18 protein-coding genes are annotated in these 15,277 nt (G+C 41.1%); all 18 read left to right on the top strand.

Annotated elements, in window-relative coordinates:
* Positions 1-5 precede the first annotated feature (5 nt).
* The 18 genes from EGX73_RS14780 to recN all read left to right on the top strand — a co-directional run bounded on the left by EGX73_RS14780 (position 6) and on the right by recN (position 15,260).
* Positions 6-809, top strand: coding sequence for a PTS mannose/fructose/sorbose transporter subunit IIC (locus EGX73_RS14780; RefSeq protein WP_003126194.1), 804 nt, complete (start codon positions 6-8; stop codon positions 807-809).
* 20 nt (positions 810-829) lie between these two features.
* Positions 830-1,741, top strand: coding sequence for a PTS system mannose/fructose/sorbose family transporter subunit IID (locus EGX73_RS14775; protein WP_003126195.1), 912 nt, complete (start codon positions 830-832; stop codon positions 1,739-1,741).
* Positions 1,742-1,854: 113 nt separating this feature from the next.
* Positions 1,855-2,220: a DUF956 family protein gene (locus EGX73_RS14770; protein WP_005471141.1), complete on the top strand. Its 366-nt coding sequence runs from the start codon at positions 1,855-1,857 to the stop codon at positions 2,218-2,220.
* Positions 2,221-2,292: 72 nt separating this feature from the next.
* Positions 2,293-2,532, top strand: coding sequence for a GlsB/YeaQ/YmgE family stress response membrane protein (locus EGX73_RS14765; protein ID WP_005471142.1), 240 nt, complete (start codon positions 2,293-2,295; stop codon positions 2,530-2,532).
* Positions 2,533-2,612: 80 nt separating this feature from the next.
* On the top strand, positions 2,613-3,125 hold the full coding sequence (locus EGX73_RS14760; RefSeq protein WP_005471145.1) for an RNA polymerase sigma factor: 513 nt from the start codon (positions 2,613-2,615) through the stop codon (positions 3,123-3,125).
* On the top strand, positions 3,118-4,176 hold the full coding sequence (locus tag EGX73_RS14755; RefSeq protein ID WP_003126200.1) for an anti sigma factor C-terminal domain-containing protein: 1,059 nt from the start codon (positions 3,118-3,120) through the stop codon (positions 4,174-4,176). Before EGX73_RS14760 ends, EGX73_RS14755 begins: the two co-directional genes overlap by 8 nt.
* Before the next feature lie 108 nt (positions 4,177-4,284).
* Positions 4,285-5,349 (top strand): Xaa-Pro peptidase family protein, encoded by a 1,065-nt coding sequence (locus EGX73_RS14750; RefSeq protein ID WP_003126201.1) that lies wholly within the window; start codon positions 4,285-4,287, stop codon positions 5,347-5,349.
* A 202-nt stretch (positions 5,350-5,551) separates the two neighbouring features.
* Positions 5,552-5,977 (top strand): Asp23/Gls24 family envelope stress response protein, encoded by a 426-nt coding sequence (locus EGX73_RS14745; RefSeq protein ID WP_003126202.1) that lies wholly within the window; start codon positions 5,552-5,554, stop codon positions 5,975-5,977.
* Positions 5,970-6,422, top strand: coding sequence for a transcription antitermination factor NusB (gene nusB, locus EGX73_RS14740; protein WP_003126203.1), 453 nt, complete (start codon positions 5,970-5,972; stop codon positions 6,420-6,422). The genes EGX73_RS14745 and nusB overlap by 8 nt, the downstream gene beginning before the upstream one ends.
* A gap of 249 nt (positions 6,423-6,671) precedes the next feature.
* On the top strand, positions 6,672-6,989 hold the full coding sequence (locus EGX73_RS14735) for a cupin domain-containing protein (protein WP_005471157.1): 318 nt from the start codon (positions 6,672-6,674) through the stop codon (positions 6,987-6,989).
* A 15-nt stretch (positions 6,990-7,004) separates the two neighbouring features.
* Entirely contained in the window at positions 7,005-8,645 is a 1,641-nt protein-coding gene (locus tag EGX73_RS14730; protein ID WP_003126205.1) for a peptide ABC transporter substrate-binding protein, read from the top strand.
* Between the two features lie 261 nt (positions 8,646-8,906).
* Positions 8,907-9,758: a bifunctional methylenetetrahydrofolate dehydrogenase/methenyltetrahydrofolate cyclohydrolase gene (locus tag EGX73_RS14725; RefSeq protein WP_005471160.1), complete on the top strand. Its 852-nt coding sequence runs from the start codon at positions 8,907-8,909 to the stop codon at positions 9,756-9,758.
* A gap of 1 nt (position 9,759) precedes the next feature.
* Positions 9,760-11,112, top strand: a complete 1,353-nt coding sequence (gene xseA, locus EGX73_RS14720) for an exodeoxyribonuclease VII large subunit (protein WP_123867037.1) — start codon at positions 9,760-9,762, stop codon at positions 11,110-11,112.
* Entirely contained in the window at positions 11,093-11,311 is a 219-nt protein-coding gene (locus EGX73_RS14715) for an exodeoxyribonuclease VII small subunit (RefSeq protein ID WP_003126209.1), read from the top strand. The genes xseA and EGX73_RS14715 overlap by 20 nt, the downstream gene beginning before the upstream one ends.
* A gap of 8 nt (positions 11,312-11,319) precedes the next feature.
* A complete protein-coding gene (locus EGX73_RS14710) occupies positions 11,320-12,204 on the top strand; it encodes a polyprenyl synthetase family protein (protein ID WP_003126210.1) in 885 nt (294 codons plus the stop codon).
* Positions 12,204-13,034 (top strand): TlyA family RNA methyltransferase, encoded by an 831-nt coding sequence (locus tag EGX73_RS14705; protein ID WP_003126211.1) that lies wholly within the window; start codon positions 12,204-12,206, stop codon positions 13,032-13,034. Before EGX73_RS14710 ends, EGX73_RS14705 begins: the two co-directional genes overlap by 1 nt.
* Before the next feature lie 93 nt (positions 13,035-13,127).
* On the top strand, positions 13,128-13,577 hold the full coding sequence (argR, locus tag EGX73_RS14700) for an arginine repressor (RefSeq protein WP_003126212.1): 450 nt from the start codon (positions 13,128-13,130) through the stop codon (positions 13,575-13,577).
* A gap of 12 nt (positions 13,578-13,589) precedes the next feature.
* Positions 13,590-15,260, top strand: a complete 1,671-nt coding sequence (gene recN, locus EGX73_RS14695; protein ID WP_003126213.1) for a DNA repair protein RecN — start codon at positions 13,590-13,592, stop codon at positions 15,258-15,260.
* Positions 15,261-15,277 lie beyond the last annotated feature (17 nt).

Here is a 15,277-nt window from a genome sequence, read left to right as displayed (position 1 = left end):
CTATCATGTCTATTATATCTATGGTATTAGTAGTAGTCGTTGCCTTTTTAGCTGGTATGGAAGGGATCTTGGATGAATTCCAATTCCATCAACCGCTAGTGGCATGTACATTGATCGGTCTAGTGACCGGTAACTTAGAAGCATGTATTATTTTAGGTGGATCATTACAAATGATCGCGTTAGGTTGGGCAAACATTGGTGCCGCTGTCGCACCGGATGCTGCATTGGCATCTGTTGCATCTGCAATTATTTTAGTTTTAGGTGGACAAGGACGTGGCGGTGTTGACACAGCCATTGCCGTTGCGATTCCTTTGGCTGTAGCTGGTTTGTTCTTAACAATGATCGTACGTACATTAGCTGTACCAATCGTTCACTTTATGGATGCAGCTGCTGAAGAAGGTAATATCCGCAAAATCGAAATGTGGCATGTGATTGCCGTATGTATGCAAGGGATCCGTATTGCGATTCCAGCAGCAGCATTGCTAGCAATTCCAGCTGCAACTGTTCAAAACTTCCTAGAATCTATGCCAGCTTGGTTAACAGATGGTATGGCTATCGGTGGTGGTATGGTTGTTGCCGTAGGTTACGCAATGGTTATCAACATGATGGCAACTCGTGAAGTATGGCCATTCTTCATCATTGGTTTTGTGATTGCAGCGATTTCTGAATTGACATTGATTGCGATCGGTGCATTGGCAGTAGCTATTGCATTGATTTACTTGAACATCACCAAAATGGGCGGATCATCAAATGGAGGCGGCGGCAGCAACACTGGCGACCCTCTAGGCGATATCTTGAATGACTATTAGAATCGAAGGAGGAGAAAAAAATGGCAGAAAAAATTCAATTAAGTAAAAAAGATCGTTTAGCCGTAGCATGGCGCTCTACCTTCATTCAAGGTTCATGGAACTATGAACGTATGCAAAATGGTGGTTGGGCATTCTCAATGATTCCAGCAATCAAAAAATTATACAAAACAAAAGAAGACCGTGCCGCTGCTTTGAAGCGTCATTTGGAATTCTTTAACACTCACCCATATATTGCTTCACCAATTCTAGGGGTAACTTTAGCATTGGAAGAAGAACGTGCCAATGGAGCCGCTGTCGATGATGTAGCGATCCAAGGGGTAAAAGTTGGTATGATGGGTCCTTTGGCTGGTGTCGGTGACCCTGTATTCTGGTTTACTGTTCGTCCGATGTTAGGAGCTCTAGGTGCTTCTCTAGCGTTAGGAGGAAACATCTTAGGCCCAATCATCTTCTTCTTGGCTTGGAATATCATTCGTTGGGCATTTATGTGGTATACACAAGAATTTGGCTACCGTGCCGGATCAAAAATCACAGATGACCTTTCAGGTGGTTTGCTGCAAGACGTAACAAAAGGTGCTTCAATCCTAGGGATGTTCGTATTAGGATCGCTTGTTCAACGTTGGGTATCAATTTCATTTGCACCAGTTGTATCTCGTGTCCCTCTTGATGAAGGAGCATATGTGGATTGGGCAAAATTGCCATCAGGTCCAGAAGGGTTACAACAAGCATTCCAACAAGTCGCTGAAGGCCGTGCATTAACAGATACGAAAGTAACAACCTTGCAAAACAACTTGGATCAATTGATTCCTGGGTTGGCTGCACTATTACTTACTCTGTTATGTATGTGGTTATTGAAGAAAAAAGTTTCTCCAATCATCATCATTATCGGTTTGTTCTTAGTCGGTATCGGTGGACACTTGATCGGATTGTTCTAATCTTTCAACTAAAAGTGCTTGGGGAAACCCAAGCACTTTTTATCTATTCGCCAAAAATCATCAGAACAAGTATAATAAGAAACAATAAGACGTAGAAATGGAGCAAACAAATTATGGTACAATCCCTGAACACCAAAGTTGATTTGACGATCGATGCGACCTCATTTTTGGGTATCAACGAATATGGCAAAATTATGATCGGCGACAAGGCTTTTGAATTTTACAACGACCGTGACCAGCGGAAGTTTATCCAGATTCCTTGGGAAGATGTAGATTACGTGATTGCCTCTGTCATGTTCAAAGGTCGTTGGATCCCAAGGTACGCTATTCGGACGAAAAAAAATGGCACCTATACTTTTTCTTCGAAAGAGCCCAAGAAAGTTTTGCGGGCGATTCGCGTCTATGTTGATCCGGATCATATGGTTCATTCTCTTGGCTTTTTCGATGTGCTAAAGCGGGCGTTCACTCGCAGAAAATAACATGCAGGCATATTCTTGTTCAAACCATAATTGATGTGGTACCCTTTTATTAGAAAGTTTAGGAGGGGTATTATGCATTTTTTATGGACATTGATCGTAGGTGCGGTCATCGGATCAATCGGAGGCGCAATCGCTGGTGAGAAACGCGGTTGTATCTTTGATATCGTAGCCGGGCTAGTTGGGGCATCGATTGGTCAAGCACTATTTGGAACATGGGGACCACAGATTGCTGGAATGGCAATTGTTCCTGCCATTATCGGAGCGGTCATTTTTGTCGCTGTTGTTTCGTTCTTCTTGGGACGTAGAAAATAACTTACAGCCATTCATTTTTTAATGAATGGCTTTTTTTTTGTGACTTTTTCTCTGTGAGTTCGTATAGTAGGTATGGAGGGGTGACTGAGTTGGGAGATGAACTGTTAGCAAAAATATATAAAGATTACTCGCAAGACTGTTATTTGTATGCGTTTTATTTTACAAAAAATAAAGAGCAGGCCCAAGATTTAGTCAGTGAGGCATTTCTCGTCATAGCGGAATCTCTCGATGAGCTAAACGAAAAGCAAATCAACTATTTTTTACTAAAAATAATCAAAAATCGCTTCATTGACTGGACGCGTAAACAAACGGTGGCACATCGATGGCGAAAGTTTCCTTCACACGTTTTTCAAGCAGAAAGCCAACAGTTGTCTACCCCATTGGAAGAAATAATAGGACAAGAGAGAAAAAGAGCATTGTATCGCAGTATTGAGAAATTACCTAAAGATACGCGAGAAGTGATTTTACTATACTATTTTTTGGAGTGGCGAATTGAGGAAATTGCAACGTATAAAGAATGGAGCTACACGCAAGCGAAGAATCGTTTGTATCGAGGAAGACAATTACTTAAGGAGGAATTAACAAATGAATGAACCATTTCACTTTGAACAATTGCAAAGGAAAATCAAACAACAACGTTACAAACGAGGGATTTTCTTTCTTTTTGCAGCTGTTGTACTGACAATTGCAGTTTTACTTGTAATGCCAAAATTTGTTGACCTCTTTTTCTATGATCCTCGGCAAAGTAGTCTACAAGTAAATCAAGATAGTTACATCATGAATCGTCAAATCAATAACGAGTTAACGACGCAAAATCATTTTCTATCGAAGTATGAAATACGTTCATTAGGTTTTGGCAGTTATGAGGTGACAGAAGTTTATCAAAATCTCGATCAGAATCATTCTACGATTCAGACAGTAACGATCGATAAAAATCACTTGCTGAAGAATTATCTCTCTAATTCGCAAAAAAAAGATTTTCTTTTTGAATCACGTATGAGAGATTCATCGAGTCTTGAATTCTCTGAGAATCAGACAATGAAGCAGAACCTTTTGAACAATTTAAAAAAATTGCCCAAAAGCACTTCATTGATCACCACATTAATTTTTGAGAAAGACTTATCTTTGGAAGAATTGAGAGACTGGCAGATGTATCAAATACCCAAAGGAGAAATTCTCTGGACAGCTGTTCGAACAGGGGGGGCAACTGGAAATCAAGATTTTCAGCCGCTTGGGTTTTCCAATAGTTTTTCTCGTGTAGTCCCAGAAGAAAAGACACTTGAAGAGAGTTTTTTAAAAGACTTTCCTTTTCTGGATTTATCAGAAGCAACTAGCAAACAACAATCAGACTATTCAGAAACAGAACAATCCGCTGCGCATTTTGAATCGATGTTGAAATACTTACTAACCCAGAAAGACTTTTTAGCCTTGGAATCGAATGACGCGCGTGATATTCTATCTGTTGAACAAATTGAAACAGCGTTGACCTACATTCAAAAAAACGGTGTACAAACCTATGGAATTTCAGCACGCATGTCCGTAGATGCACTGATTACCCTTCTTGAAAGCGGTGAAAACATTTTAACGGCGCGTGTGATGGAGACGAATTTGTTTTCTTTGATAGACCAGATTAACGAGGATTAAAGAATGTCTAAAAGCAATCTGTCTTTTTTTGTATAAATTTTTTTCATTCTTTTCGCTTTTCTGGGAAGTTTGCTATAATAATACAGAACAAGAAAGTGGGGAGAAAGAATGTTAAGAGTTGAAAAATTAAGAGAAGCAATGAGAAAAGATGCCGTTGATGGTTTTTTGATCACGAGCCCATACAATTTGCGTTATTTGACTAATTTTACCGGCACGACTGGTTTAGCTGTCATTACATTGGAAAAAGCTTTTTTCGTTACTGATTTTCGTTATACAGAGCAAGCGGCTGCTCAAGCACAAGGATTTGAAATCGTAAAAAATAGCGGACCGATTTTTGAAGAAGTTGCGGCTATTTGCGAAAAAGAAGAGATCAATGTTTTGGCTTTCGAAGAAAGTTACGTCAGCTTTTCTGATTATTCGGTCTTGGAGGAGATTATTGAAGAATCTTCATTGGCTCCTGTTTCAGGTATGATCGAAGCATTGCGGGAAGTCAAAGATGAGTCAGAAATCGCGTTGATCCAACAAGCTTGCCATATTGCGGATCAAGGATTTGAACATATTTTGAAAATGATCCGTCCCGGAATGTCAGAAATAGAAGTAGCCAATCAACTTGACTTTTTCATGCGTTCTTTGGGCGCTACAAGCGTTTCTTTTGATACAATCGTTGCCAGTGGATTACGTTCAGCTATGCCCCATGGGGTAGCTAGTGAAAAAGTAATTGAACAAGGAGATTTGATCACTCTGGATTTTGGTTGCTACTATCAAGGATATGTTTCTGATATGACTCGGACGTTCGCCGTAGGTGATCCCGGAGACAAATTAAAAGAAATTTATCGAATCGTCCTTGAAGCTCAAGAAAAAGTTTTAGCTGCAGCCAAACCGGGCATGACAGGAATTGAATTAGATGCAATCGCACGTGATCATATTGCTTCATTCGGCTATGGAGAAGCTTTCGGACATTCAACGGGTCACGGAATCGGTCTAGAGATCCATGAAGGACCAAACGTCTCTTTCCGAGCAGACAAAGCATTTGTTACGGGCAACGTCATTACAGACGAACCGGGAATTTATCTTCCAGGTATCGGCGGCGTTCGAATCGAAGATGATTTGTTGATCACAGAAACTGGTAATCAAGTTTTGACGCATTCTCCTAAAGAATTGATCATCTTGTAAATCAACATCCTCGTTTATTTCAGAAAATTCATTGAGAATAGTGGGTTATTATAGATTCTCAGTGCAGAAAATGATAAACTTAGGGCGAGAAGAAACCTCTATACAAATGAAACTGTCTATCCAAGTCATGACTTATTGAGACGAAACATATCGTGAAGGGATAGATAACAATGTGTGGAAGTTTAGAATGGAGGCAAAACTTATGAATGAAGATAAAAATCTAGTCTTAGACGCAAGTCCTGAATTAGGCGAAATTGTGATCGCACCAGAAGTCATCGAGATCATTATTGGTATCGCAGCATCTAAAGTGGAAGGTGTCTATGGGATGCGGGGGACATTAGCCAATAGTGTGACTGAATTGCTTGGACGCTCCGCGCATGGCAAAGGGGTCTACTTGACAATCGATGAAACTGGGATCAAGGTTGATCTTTATTGCTATCTAAGCTATGGCGTTTCTGTGCCTAAAGTAGCAATGGAAATTCAAGATCGAGTGAAACAGCAAGTATTGTTCATGACAGATGTTCACTTAGCGGAAGTCAATGTACATGTGGTAGCTGTAGTACCAGAAAAGATTGAGCAACCTGATATTGAAGAATTATTCGGAAACGACGAGGAAGAAAATGAGTAAAGAATTATCACGTCACGAGATTCGGAAAATGGCTCTGCAAGCCTTATTTCCTTTAGATTTTAATAAAGATTTAACGAAACAAGATGCGATCATGCATGCAATTGAGTTGGAACACCATGAGCTGATTGATGAAGAACAGGAACACTTCGTTCCAGCGTATTTGGATCAACTTGTAGCAGGGGTATGTCAGTACAAAGAAGCGTTGGATGAAGTGATCCAGTCCCATTTAAAATCCGGTTGGAAGATCCAACGATTATCAAAAATGGATGTAACGATTTTACGAATTGCATTATATGAAATGGTGTATGTTGACAATGTTCCTAATCGAGTCGCGTTAAATGAAGCCATTGAATTAGCCAAAACATTCAGTGATGACCAATCAAGAAAATTTGTGAATGGTATTTTGTCTAATGTGAACAGTGAAATTGAAAGTAAGAATGACTAGTTAATCAAAACAGCCTCAGCTAAAAGCTGAGGCTGTTTTTTGGTTATTTGCGATACAATGCCATAGTTGTTATTAAGTTGGTTGAGGTGAAAAACTGGATCTTTCTACAGAGAGAAGTGTTAATAAAAGTAATTTTTTCAAAAAAACAGCTGAAAAATAAAAATAAAAGCGATATTTTGAATAAAAGTATTGACTTTAGAATATTCTGACGATTTAATTGAAAGTAATAATTGAAAGGAGTCAGAAAAAATGAAAATTATTTCAGCGGATAATGGGAAAGAATTTGAAACGATATTTGATTCATTGAATCAAACCAACGGAAAGGTTCAAATGGGAGTGGTTCGGTTAGCTCCAGGTGAGAAAAGACCATTAGAGGGATTTGCACGTCACACACAAGATGAATTTTCCTATGTGATCAAAGGAAGCGCTCATACAGTTTTAGAAGACGGAACAGATCTCACTGGAAATCCGGGAGACTGTCAATGGATCGAAGCCGGAGAAGGGCATATCAACTACAATGATGGCACAGAAACGGCTGAGGTTGTGTGGTTTTTGGTGGAACGATAAAAAAGGAGGAAAAGAATGAGAAAAGGATTTAACAGATTGTTGGGGTTGATAGTAGCAATGATATTTTTGACTGGATGTACAGCAGGTACAACAACAAAGCAGAAAGAAGATTCAGCCTCTCAAGTGATTCGACTAATGTCTATGACAGAGCTAACTTCATTGGATCCGGCTGCCATGTTGGACTTCCCAGATGCAATTATTCAAACAGCCACTTTTGAAGGCTTATATCTATTGGATGAAAAGGATGAAGTGCAGCCGGGTGTAGCAGTTGATTTACCGGAAATTTCGTCTGACGGCAAAACTTATCGCTTTAGGTTACGCGAAAATGCACAATGGAGCAATGGGGATCCGGTGACAGCGAATGACTTTGAATATGCTTGGAAACGGATGATTGATCCTGAAAATGCATTTCAGTATAGTTTCTTGATGAATGGATTGATCGAAAATGCGGAAGAAATTGCCCGTGGTGATCAGTCGGCGGATACGCTAGGTGTTGAAGCAAAGGATGACTATACATTAGAAGTCCGTCTTACACAACCAGCTCCGTATTTTACTTCCTTGATGGTTTTTCCGATTTTCTTTCCTCAAAATCAATCGGTTGTCGAAAAATTTGGACAGGAATATGGGACAGCCAGCGACAAAATTGTTTATAATGGACCATTTGTTGTAAAAAACTGGCAGCAAACTGAGATGAATTGGGATTTAGCCAAGAATGAATCTTATTGGGATCAAGAAGCTATTCTGGCAGAAGAGATCCATTATGATGTGGTAAAAGAATCTGCAACCGCGCTAAATCTTTATGAAGATGGACAGTTGGATGTCGCAATCATCAGTGGAGAGATCGCCAAACAAATGCAGTCAAGTGACCAATTTGCCTCTTATCCTTCGGCAACGATGAATTATATCCGGTTAAATCAAGAAAGAAAGGGACAACCGACACCTTTACAAAATGAAAATTTACGAAAAGCTCTCGCATTGGCCATTGATAAAGAGAATCTTGTCAATAATATTATGGCAGATGGATCCAAACCCTTGAATGGCGCGATCACAGAAGGCTTTGTCGCTAATCCTGATACTGGCGTGGACTTTCGTGAGGAAGCCGGTGATTTGATGGCCTATGATAAAGAAAAAGCGCTAGCCTATTGGGAACAGGCAAAAGCAGAATTAGGCGATGAAATCGAGCTTGATCTGTTAACGACTGATGATGGTTCCTACAAAAAAATGGGTGAGAGTATCCAATGGAGTTTGGAGGACCTCTTTACTGGTTTGAAGGTCAATATGCGCTCGCTGCCAGCCGAAACAGCGTTGAATCTTGCTAGTGAAAGCGACTATGATTTGTTCCTAATTTATTGGACTCCCGATTACCAAGATCCTTATTCTACACTTAAGATGATGTATAGCGGAAACAATCGCCATTACTCGAATCCTTTTTATGACCGCTTATTGGATGATGCCAGCACTACCTATGCTCTTGATGAGAACAAGCGATGGGAAACGATGATTGCAGCCGAAAAAGAACTGATGGAAACAACTGCCGGTATGATCGTTATCAGCCAAAATCAAAACTCAGTGTTACAAAATCCTTCAATCTCAGGATTAAACTATCACACTTTTGCGGCACCGATGACTCTCAGAAACCTTGTGAAAAATGAGTGAAGAATAGCTGATCAATCAGACTCATTATATCAAAACTGCGGGTTTTGAATTGATTAGGTTTCTACAAATAAATAGTGAAAACTAGGCAGTCCTTTTGCAAAAGAGGCTGCCTTTATTGTTCTGTGTGAGTCTTTGGTTAAGCAGTTGCAATGAGAAAATGCTATGATACTAGAGATGGGAAACGATGATTTTCCTACCAGAAATCATTTTTCTTCAAAGCGAACTATGCTAGAATAGAAAAAAGTCAGAGGAGTTGTCAAGATGGGTATTTTGATTAATGGAAAAGAATTAGCAGAAAAAATGCAAGCAGATCTTACTGCAGAAACCGCCCTTTTAAAAGAACAAGGAATTGTTCCCGGCTTAGTTGTTCTACTGGTAGGGGAAGATAAAGCAAGTCAAACGTATGTGCGAAACAAAGAACTGGCTGCGGCAAGAATCGGCATACGATCTAAAGTTGAACATTATCCCGAGTCGATAACTGAAGAAGAACTACTTAGTGAAATCGACAAGTACAATCAGGACCCAGACTTTCATGGTATCTTAGTCCAGCTGCCACTGCCAAAACAAATCGATGAAGAGAAAGTGTTGCTAGCTATCCGACCTGAAAAAGATGTCGATGGTTTCCATCCTATCAACCTTGGTAAATTGTTTGCTGGTGTTCCCGATCGAATCCCTTGCACCCCTTACGGTATTATGAAAATGTTTGAAGCGTATGATATTCCACTTGAAGGTAAAAATGCATTAGTGATCGGCCGAAGCAATATCGTAGGCAAACCGATGGCACATTTGCTTCTCGGTAAAAATGCTACCGTCACGATCGCACATTCAAAAACACAGAATTTACCAGCATTGGCTAGACAAGCCGATATCTTAGTGGTTGCGATTGGACGCGGTCATTTTGTAACTAAAGAATTTGTGAAAGAAGGAGCAGTCGTTATTGATGTAGGAATGAATCGTGATGAGGCAGGAAAATTGATTGGGGATGTGAAATTTGCTGAAGTTGAACCTATCGCAAGCTATATCACGCCAGTTCCACGAGGCGTCGGACCAATGACGATCACGATGCTGATGGCACAAACCTTAGCAGCGGCAAAGGAGACTGTAAAGAGATAACATGGCACAACAATATTTAACTGTGACCGCATTGACCAAATACTTGAAACGCAAGTTTGATGCTGATCCTTACTTGGAACGGGTCTATTTGACTGGAGAAATCTCCAATTTTCGCAGACGGCCAAACCATCAATATTTTAGCTTAAAAGACGATGGCGCAAAAATTTCGACAGTCATGTTCAAGGGAGCTTTTGACAAGCTGCGATTTCAGCCGGAAGAAGGAATGAAAGTGTTGGCTGTTGGCCGCATTTCACTCTATGAGGCCAGCGGAAATTATCAGATGTACATTGAACACATGGAACCTGACGGAGTGGGGGCGTTGTATCAAGCCTACGAACAACTTAAGAAAAAATTAGCAGAAGAAGGGCTATTTTCAGCTCCCAAAAAAATCCTTCCACGATTTCCAAAACGAATCGCGGTACTTACAAGCCCCAGTGGCGCAGTGATTCGGGATATTATCACCACTGCGCAGCGGCGCTATCCGATTGCCGAAATCGTCTTGCTTCCAACCGTAGTCCAAGGAGACAAGGCAGCAGATGATGTAGTAAAAAATATCCAACGAGTAGAAGCAGATGGCACCTTCGATACAATGATTATTGGCCGCGGCGGAGGTTCTATCGAAGATCTCTGGCCATTTAATGAAGAACGCGTTGCACGTGCCATATTCGCTGCCGAGACACCAGTCATTTCTTCTGTGGGACATGAGACAGATACCACCATCGCTGATTTAGTGGCTGATGTACGAGCAGCCACACCAACTGCTGCTGCTGAATTAGCAGTGCCAGTTCTTTCAGAAGAAATTTTACGGATCGAAGAGAAGCAAACAAGGCTTGAACAAGCATTTATGTATCAAATCCAGCGGAAACAAGAACGTTTCCAACGGGCAGTAGGTTCTTATATTTTTCGTCAACCAGAGCGCTTATATGAGGCCCAAGCGATTAAGCTGGATCAGTTGCAGCAACGAATGAATCAATCGTTGCAAACACAGCTCTATGATAAAGAGAAGGTGGCCAGTCAGTTGATTCATCGTTTGGAACAACAGCTACCTAAGGCACGGCTATCAGCTGCAGGACAAGAAGTTACTTATTTAACGCAACGACTAGAAAAAGCCATTCAACTTAGCGTTGAAAAAAAAGAACAGCGATTTTTAAGTGCTCTCCAATCGTTAGATCTTTTGAGCCCTCTAAAAATCATGGGACGAGGCTACAGTTTTACGACGAAAGACGAGCAAGTCGTTAAAACCATCGCAGATATTGAAGCTGGTGATGAGTTGAACGTCCATTATCAAGATGGTCAAGCGCTTGTTAAAGTTATTGCAACAGAAGGAGAAGATCATGGCAAATCCAACATTTGAAGAATCATTACAAGAATTAGAACAAATCGTTACTCGGCTGGAACAAGGCGATGTACCATTAGAAGAAGCTCTTGACGCTTTTCAAAAGGGAATGGTATTAAGCAAACAGTGCAAAGATACATTGGCTAAAGCAGAAAAATCATTAACAAAAATGATGACTGAAAACAATGAAGAAGTTCTTTTTGATGAGGAAGACTAATGGATAACATGCAACAATTTCAAGAAAAATATCTTTCGGAGATCGAAGCTGTGATTGTTCGATTTCTAGAAGAGCATACAAGTGATCAAACGTTGAAAGATAGTATGCTCTACTCCATTCATGCTGGCGGTAAACGAATTCGTCCACTGCTGTTGACAGCGACCGTTGCTTCTTTCCATAAGTCAATGACTTTGGGAGTATACCAGACTGCAGCAGCCCTAGAGATGATTCATACCTATTCACTGATTCATGATGATTTGCCGGCGATGGACGATGACGCCTTGCGACGAGGCAAACCAACAAACCATAAAGTCTATGGAGAAGCACTAGCAATCCTTGCTGGGGACGGTCTATTGACTGCTGCGTTTCAGTTGTTATCGTTAGCTGATCTTGAACCAGATAAGAAAATTTTGCTTTTGCAGCAGCTTAGTCATACGGCAGGCACAGCGGGAATGGTGGCTGGACAGGCAGCAGATATCCAAGGGGAAAATCAGCAACTCACACTTGATGAGCTGATCAGCATTCACGAACGCAAAACAGGTGAACTGATTCGTTTTGCAGTGATTGCAGGTGGTATTTTAGCGGATCAGACAGAAGAAGTTATCCAGCTGCTCGATCAATTTGCTCGTCATATGGGCTTAGCCTTCCAAATCCGCGATGATCTTTTAGATGTCACCAGTACAACAGAAGTATTGGGCAAGATTGTCCATCGAGATGATGCACTAGCTAAAAGTACTTATCCGGCTTTGCTAGGACTTGATGGCGCTAGTGAAGCGTTGAAGGATGAATTGAATCAAGCGTATGCTGTGTTAGATGAACTGAGCAGTTATGGACATTTCGATCAACGATTGATCACATCCGTTGTCAAACAATTCGAGATTAGAGGAAAGTAATGAAAAAAGAACGAGTAGATGTTTTAGCGGTCCAACAAGGACTTTTTGAAACCAGAGAACAAGCGAAGCGCGGTGTCATGGCTGGATTAGTTTACACAGAGAAAAATGAACGTTTAGACAAACCAGGTGAAAAAATCAGCGGGGAGACACAGTTGCAAATCAAAGGCAAAAAGCTACCTTATGTCTCCCGTGGTGGCTTAAAACTTGAAAAAGCTTTGAAAATTTTTGACTTTGAGGTGAAAGACCAAATTCTGCTGGATATTGGTGCGTCTACCGGCGGCTTTACTGATGCAGCTCTGCAGAATGGGGCAAAAATGAGTTATGCCTTAGACGTTGGCTACAATCAGTTGGCGTGGAAACTACGTCAAGATCCGCGAGTAGTCGTGATGGAACGTGTGAATTTTCGTTATGCCAAACCTACTGATTTTTTAGAAGGATTACCAGAAAGAGCAACCATCGATGTGTCATTTATCTCTTTGAAGTTGATCTTGCCGCCGTTACATGAAATTCTCGTAGACCAAGGAGAAGTCATAGCGCTGATCAAGCCCCAATTCGAAGCAGGGAAAGCATCTGTCGGAAAAAACGGCATTGTTCGTGATCCTGCAGTCCATCAAAGGGTTCTCGAAGAAATCTTGGACTTTGCCCAATCGAATGGCTTTAATATTCTTGATCTTAGTTTTTCACCGATCACGGGCGGTGAAGGCAACATTGAATTTTTGGTTCATCTACAGAAAGTGCAGAATGGTGATGGCACAAGGAAAGCCGAAATCTCTGTCCCTCAGATCGTTGCTGAAGCACATGAAACCTTTCATCATCCAAAAACTTACTGATTTTGCAGAGCTGGTATTTTACATGCCGGCTCTCTTTCTTTCTGTCTAAAAATAGGATAAAATTAGTAGGAATTCAATCAGGAGGAACGAGAGATGAGAAAAAAAGAGCGTCATCGTTTGATAACACGATTGCTTAGTGAGCAAGATATTCAAAAACAGGAAGAATTTGTCGAATTGCTTCAGGAAAAAGGGGTGTCGGTCACACAAGCGACAATTTCCCGCGATATCAAAGAAATGAAGCTAGTCAAAGTCCCTTCACAAAAAGGTGGCTACCGCTACAGCATTCCTCAAGAAACGTCAGAAGATGTCATTGCCAAATTAGAAAAGATTTTGAAAGCTGCCTTTGTTTCTGTTGATCGAATGGATAAATTCGTTATTTTACGCACATTGCCGGGAAATGCTTCCGCTTTGGCAAATTTGATCGATAAACAATATGCAAAGGAACTGTTTGGTACCTTAAATGATGATGACAATGTATTGATGATCACTAAAACAGAAGCAGATGCAGAAACTTTGTTTAAAGATTTTCAACGATTTATGTAGAGGAGGCAATCCATGCTTTTAGAGTTGACCATTCAAAATTTCGCAATTATTTCCCACTTACACCTTTCTTTTCATGAAGGAATGACAGCTTTGACAGGTGAAACAGGTGCCGGGAAATCAATCATTATTGATGCGATGGGCTTGTTAGCCGGCGGACGCGGATCTACTGACTACTTGCGTCAAGGAGCAGAGAAATGCCGACTGGAAGGCCTTTTTGAATGGCCGCAGCAGTCTGAGTTTCAAGAACTGACAGAAGAATTAGGCATTGATCAAGAAGATGTGCTGATCGTCCAACGGGATATCACACAAGCAGGAAAAACAATCTGTCGTGTCAATGGACGTACGGTCACCTTGGCAAATCTGCGAAAGATTGGTCTTTTTTTAGTTGATATTCAAGGACAAAACGAACATCAAGAGTTATTACAGCCGGAAAGGCATCTTAGCTTGGTAGATGGGTTTGGCGATGATGGTTTCAAAGAAGAACTGCTGCACTATCAGGATGCCTATCAGGAATACCGCAATTTAGAAAAACAGGTTCGCAATATTCAGGAAAATGAACAATTATATGTTCAACGGATGGATATGCTGCGATTCCAACAAGAAGAAATCGCACAGGCTGAATTAATCGAGGGCGAAGAAGAAAATCTGATCGAAGAACGTGAGAAGTTAACCAACTATCAGAAAATCGTCGATGCACTGGGGCAAAGTTATGGTGCGCTCTCTTCAGAAGAAATGAGCAGTGTCGACGGTGTGAGTGTGGCACTGTCCGAGATCCAATCTATCGCCCACTTAGATCAAGCCTATGAAAAAATCACTGAAACGATCCAGAGCGCTTATTATTTGTTGCAGGATGCTGCTTCTGATATTTCACGACAATTAGATAACCTTGAACTTGATGAAGGACGTCTAGAAGAAGTTATCAACCGACTGGAAACGATTCGTCAATTGAAGCGCAAATACGGCGAGTCCATCTCCGTCATCCTAGCTTATTATGAAGAAATTAGTAAGGAGATCTCTGAATCTGCCTATACTGAAGGCCAGCTGGAACAGTTAGAAGAGCAATTGACAGCTAAGGCCGATGCTGTTTGGGCTCTTGCTGAACAACTCCATGTCAAGCGGCGAGAAATCGCACATCGATTAGAAAAAGAAATTGTGCAAGAATTGAACGACCTCTATATGGAACATGCACAGTTTGAAGTTCGCTTTGCAAATGGCAAGCAGTTGACAGCTACTGGATTTGATAGTGTGGCTTTTTATCTCACGACCAATCCTGGGGAAGGCATGAAGCCGTTGGTTCGGGTAGCATCTGGGGGTGAGCTGTCTCGTATCTTATTAGCATTGAAATCGATTTTTTCACGGAAACAAGGGATCACGAGTATTGTTTTTGACGAAGTAGATACCGGAGTCAGTGGCCGCGTGGCGCAAGCAATTGCTGAAAAGATCTCAAAAATTGCGTTGAATTCCCAAGTATTGTGTATCACTCATTTGCCGCAAGTAGCCGCAGTAGCTGATTATCAATATTTTATTGAAAAAGCGATCCAAGAAGGACGGACGGAGACTCGAGTTCGTCAGTTATCCTATGAAGAACGAGTGACTGAGATTGCTCGTATGTTATCAGGAGCAGAAATCACAGAACTGACAGTAGAGCATGCGCGTGAATTGTTAGCCTTGGCTCATCAGTAAATACTTGAAAGAAGTTA

The sequence above is a fragment of the Enterococcus sp. FDAARGOS_553 genome (assembly GCF_003812305.1).
Taxonomy (GTDB): domain Bacteria; phylum Bacillota; class Bacilli; order Lactobacillales; family Enterococcaceae; genus Enterococcus_D; species Enterococcus_D gallinarum.
The sequence above is the reverse complement of the archived record's forward strand: the minus strand, read 5'-3'. Positions and strand labels throughout refer to the sequence as shown.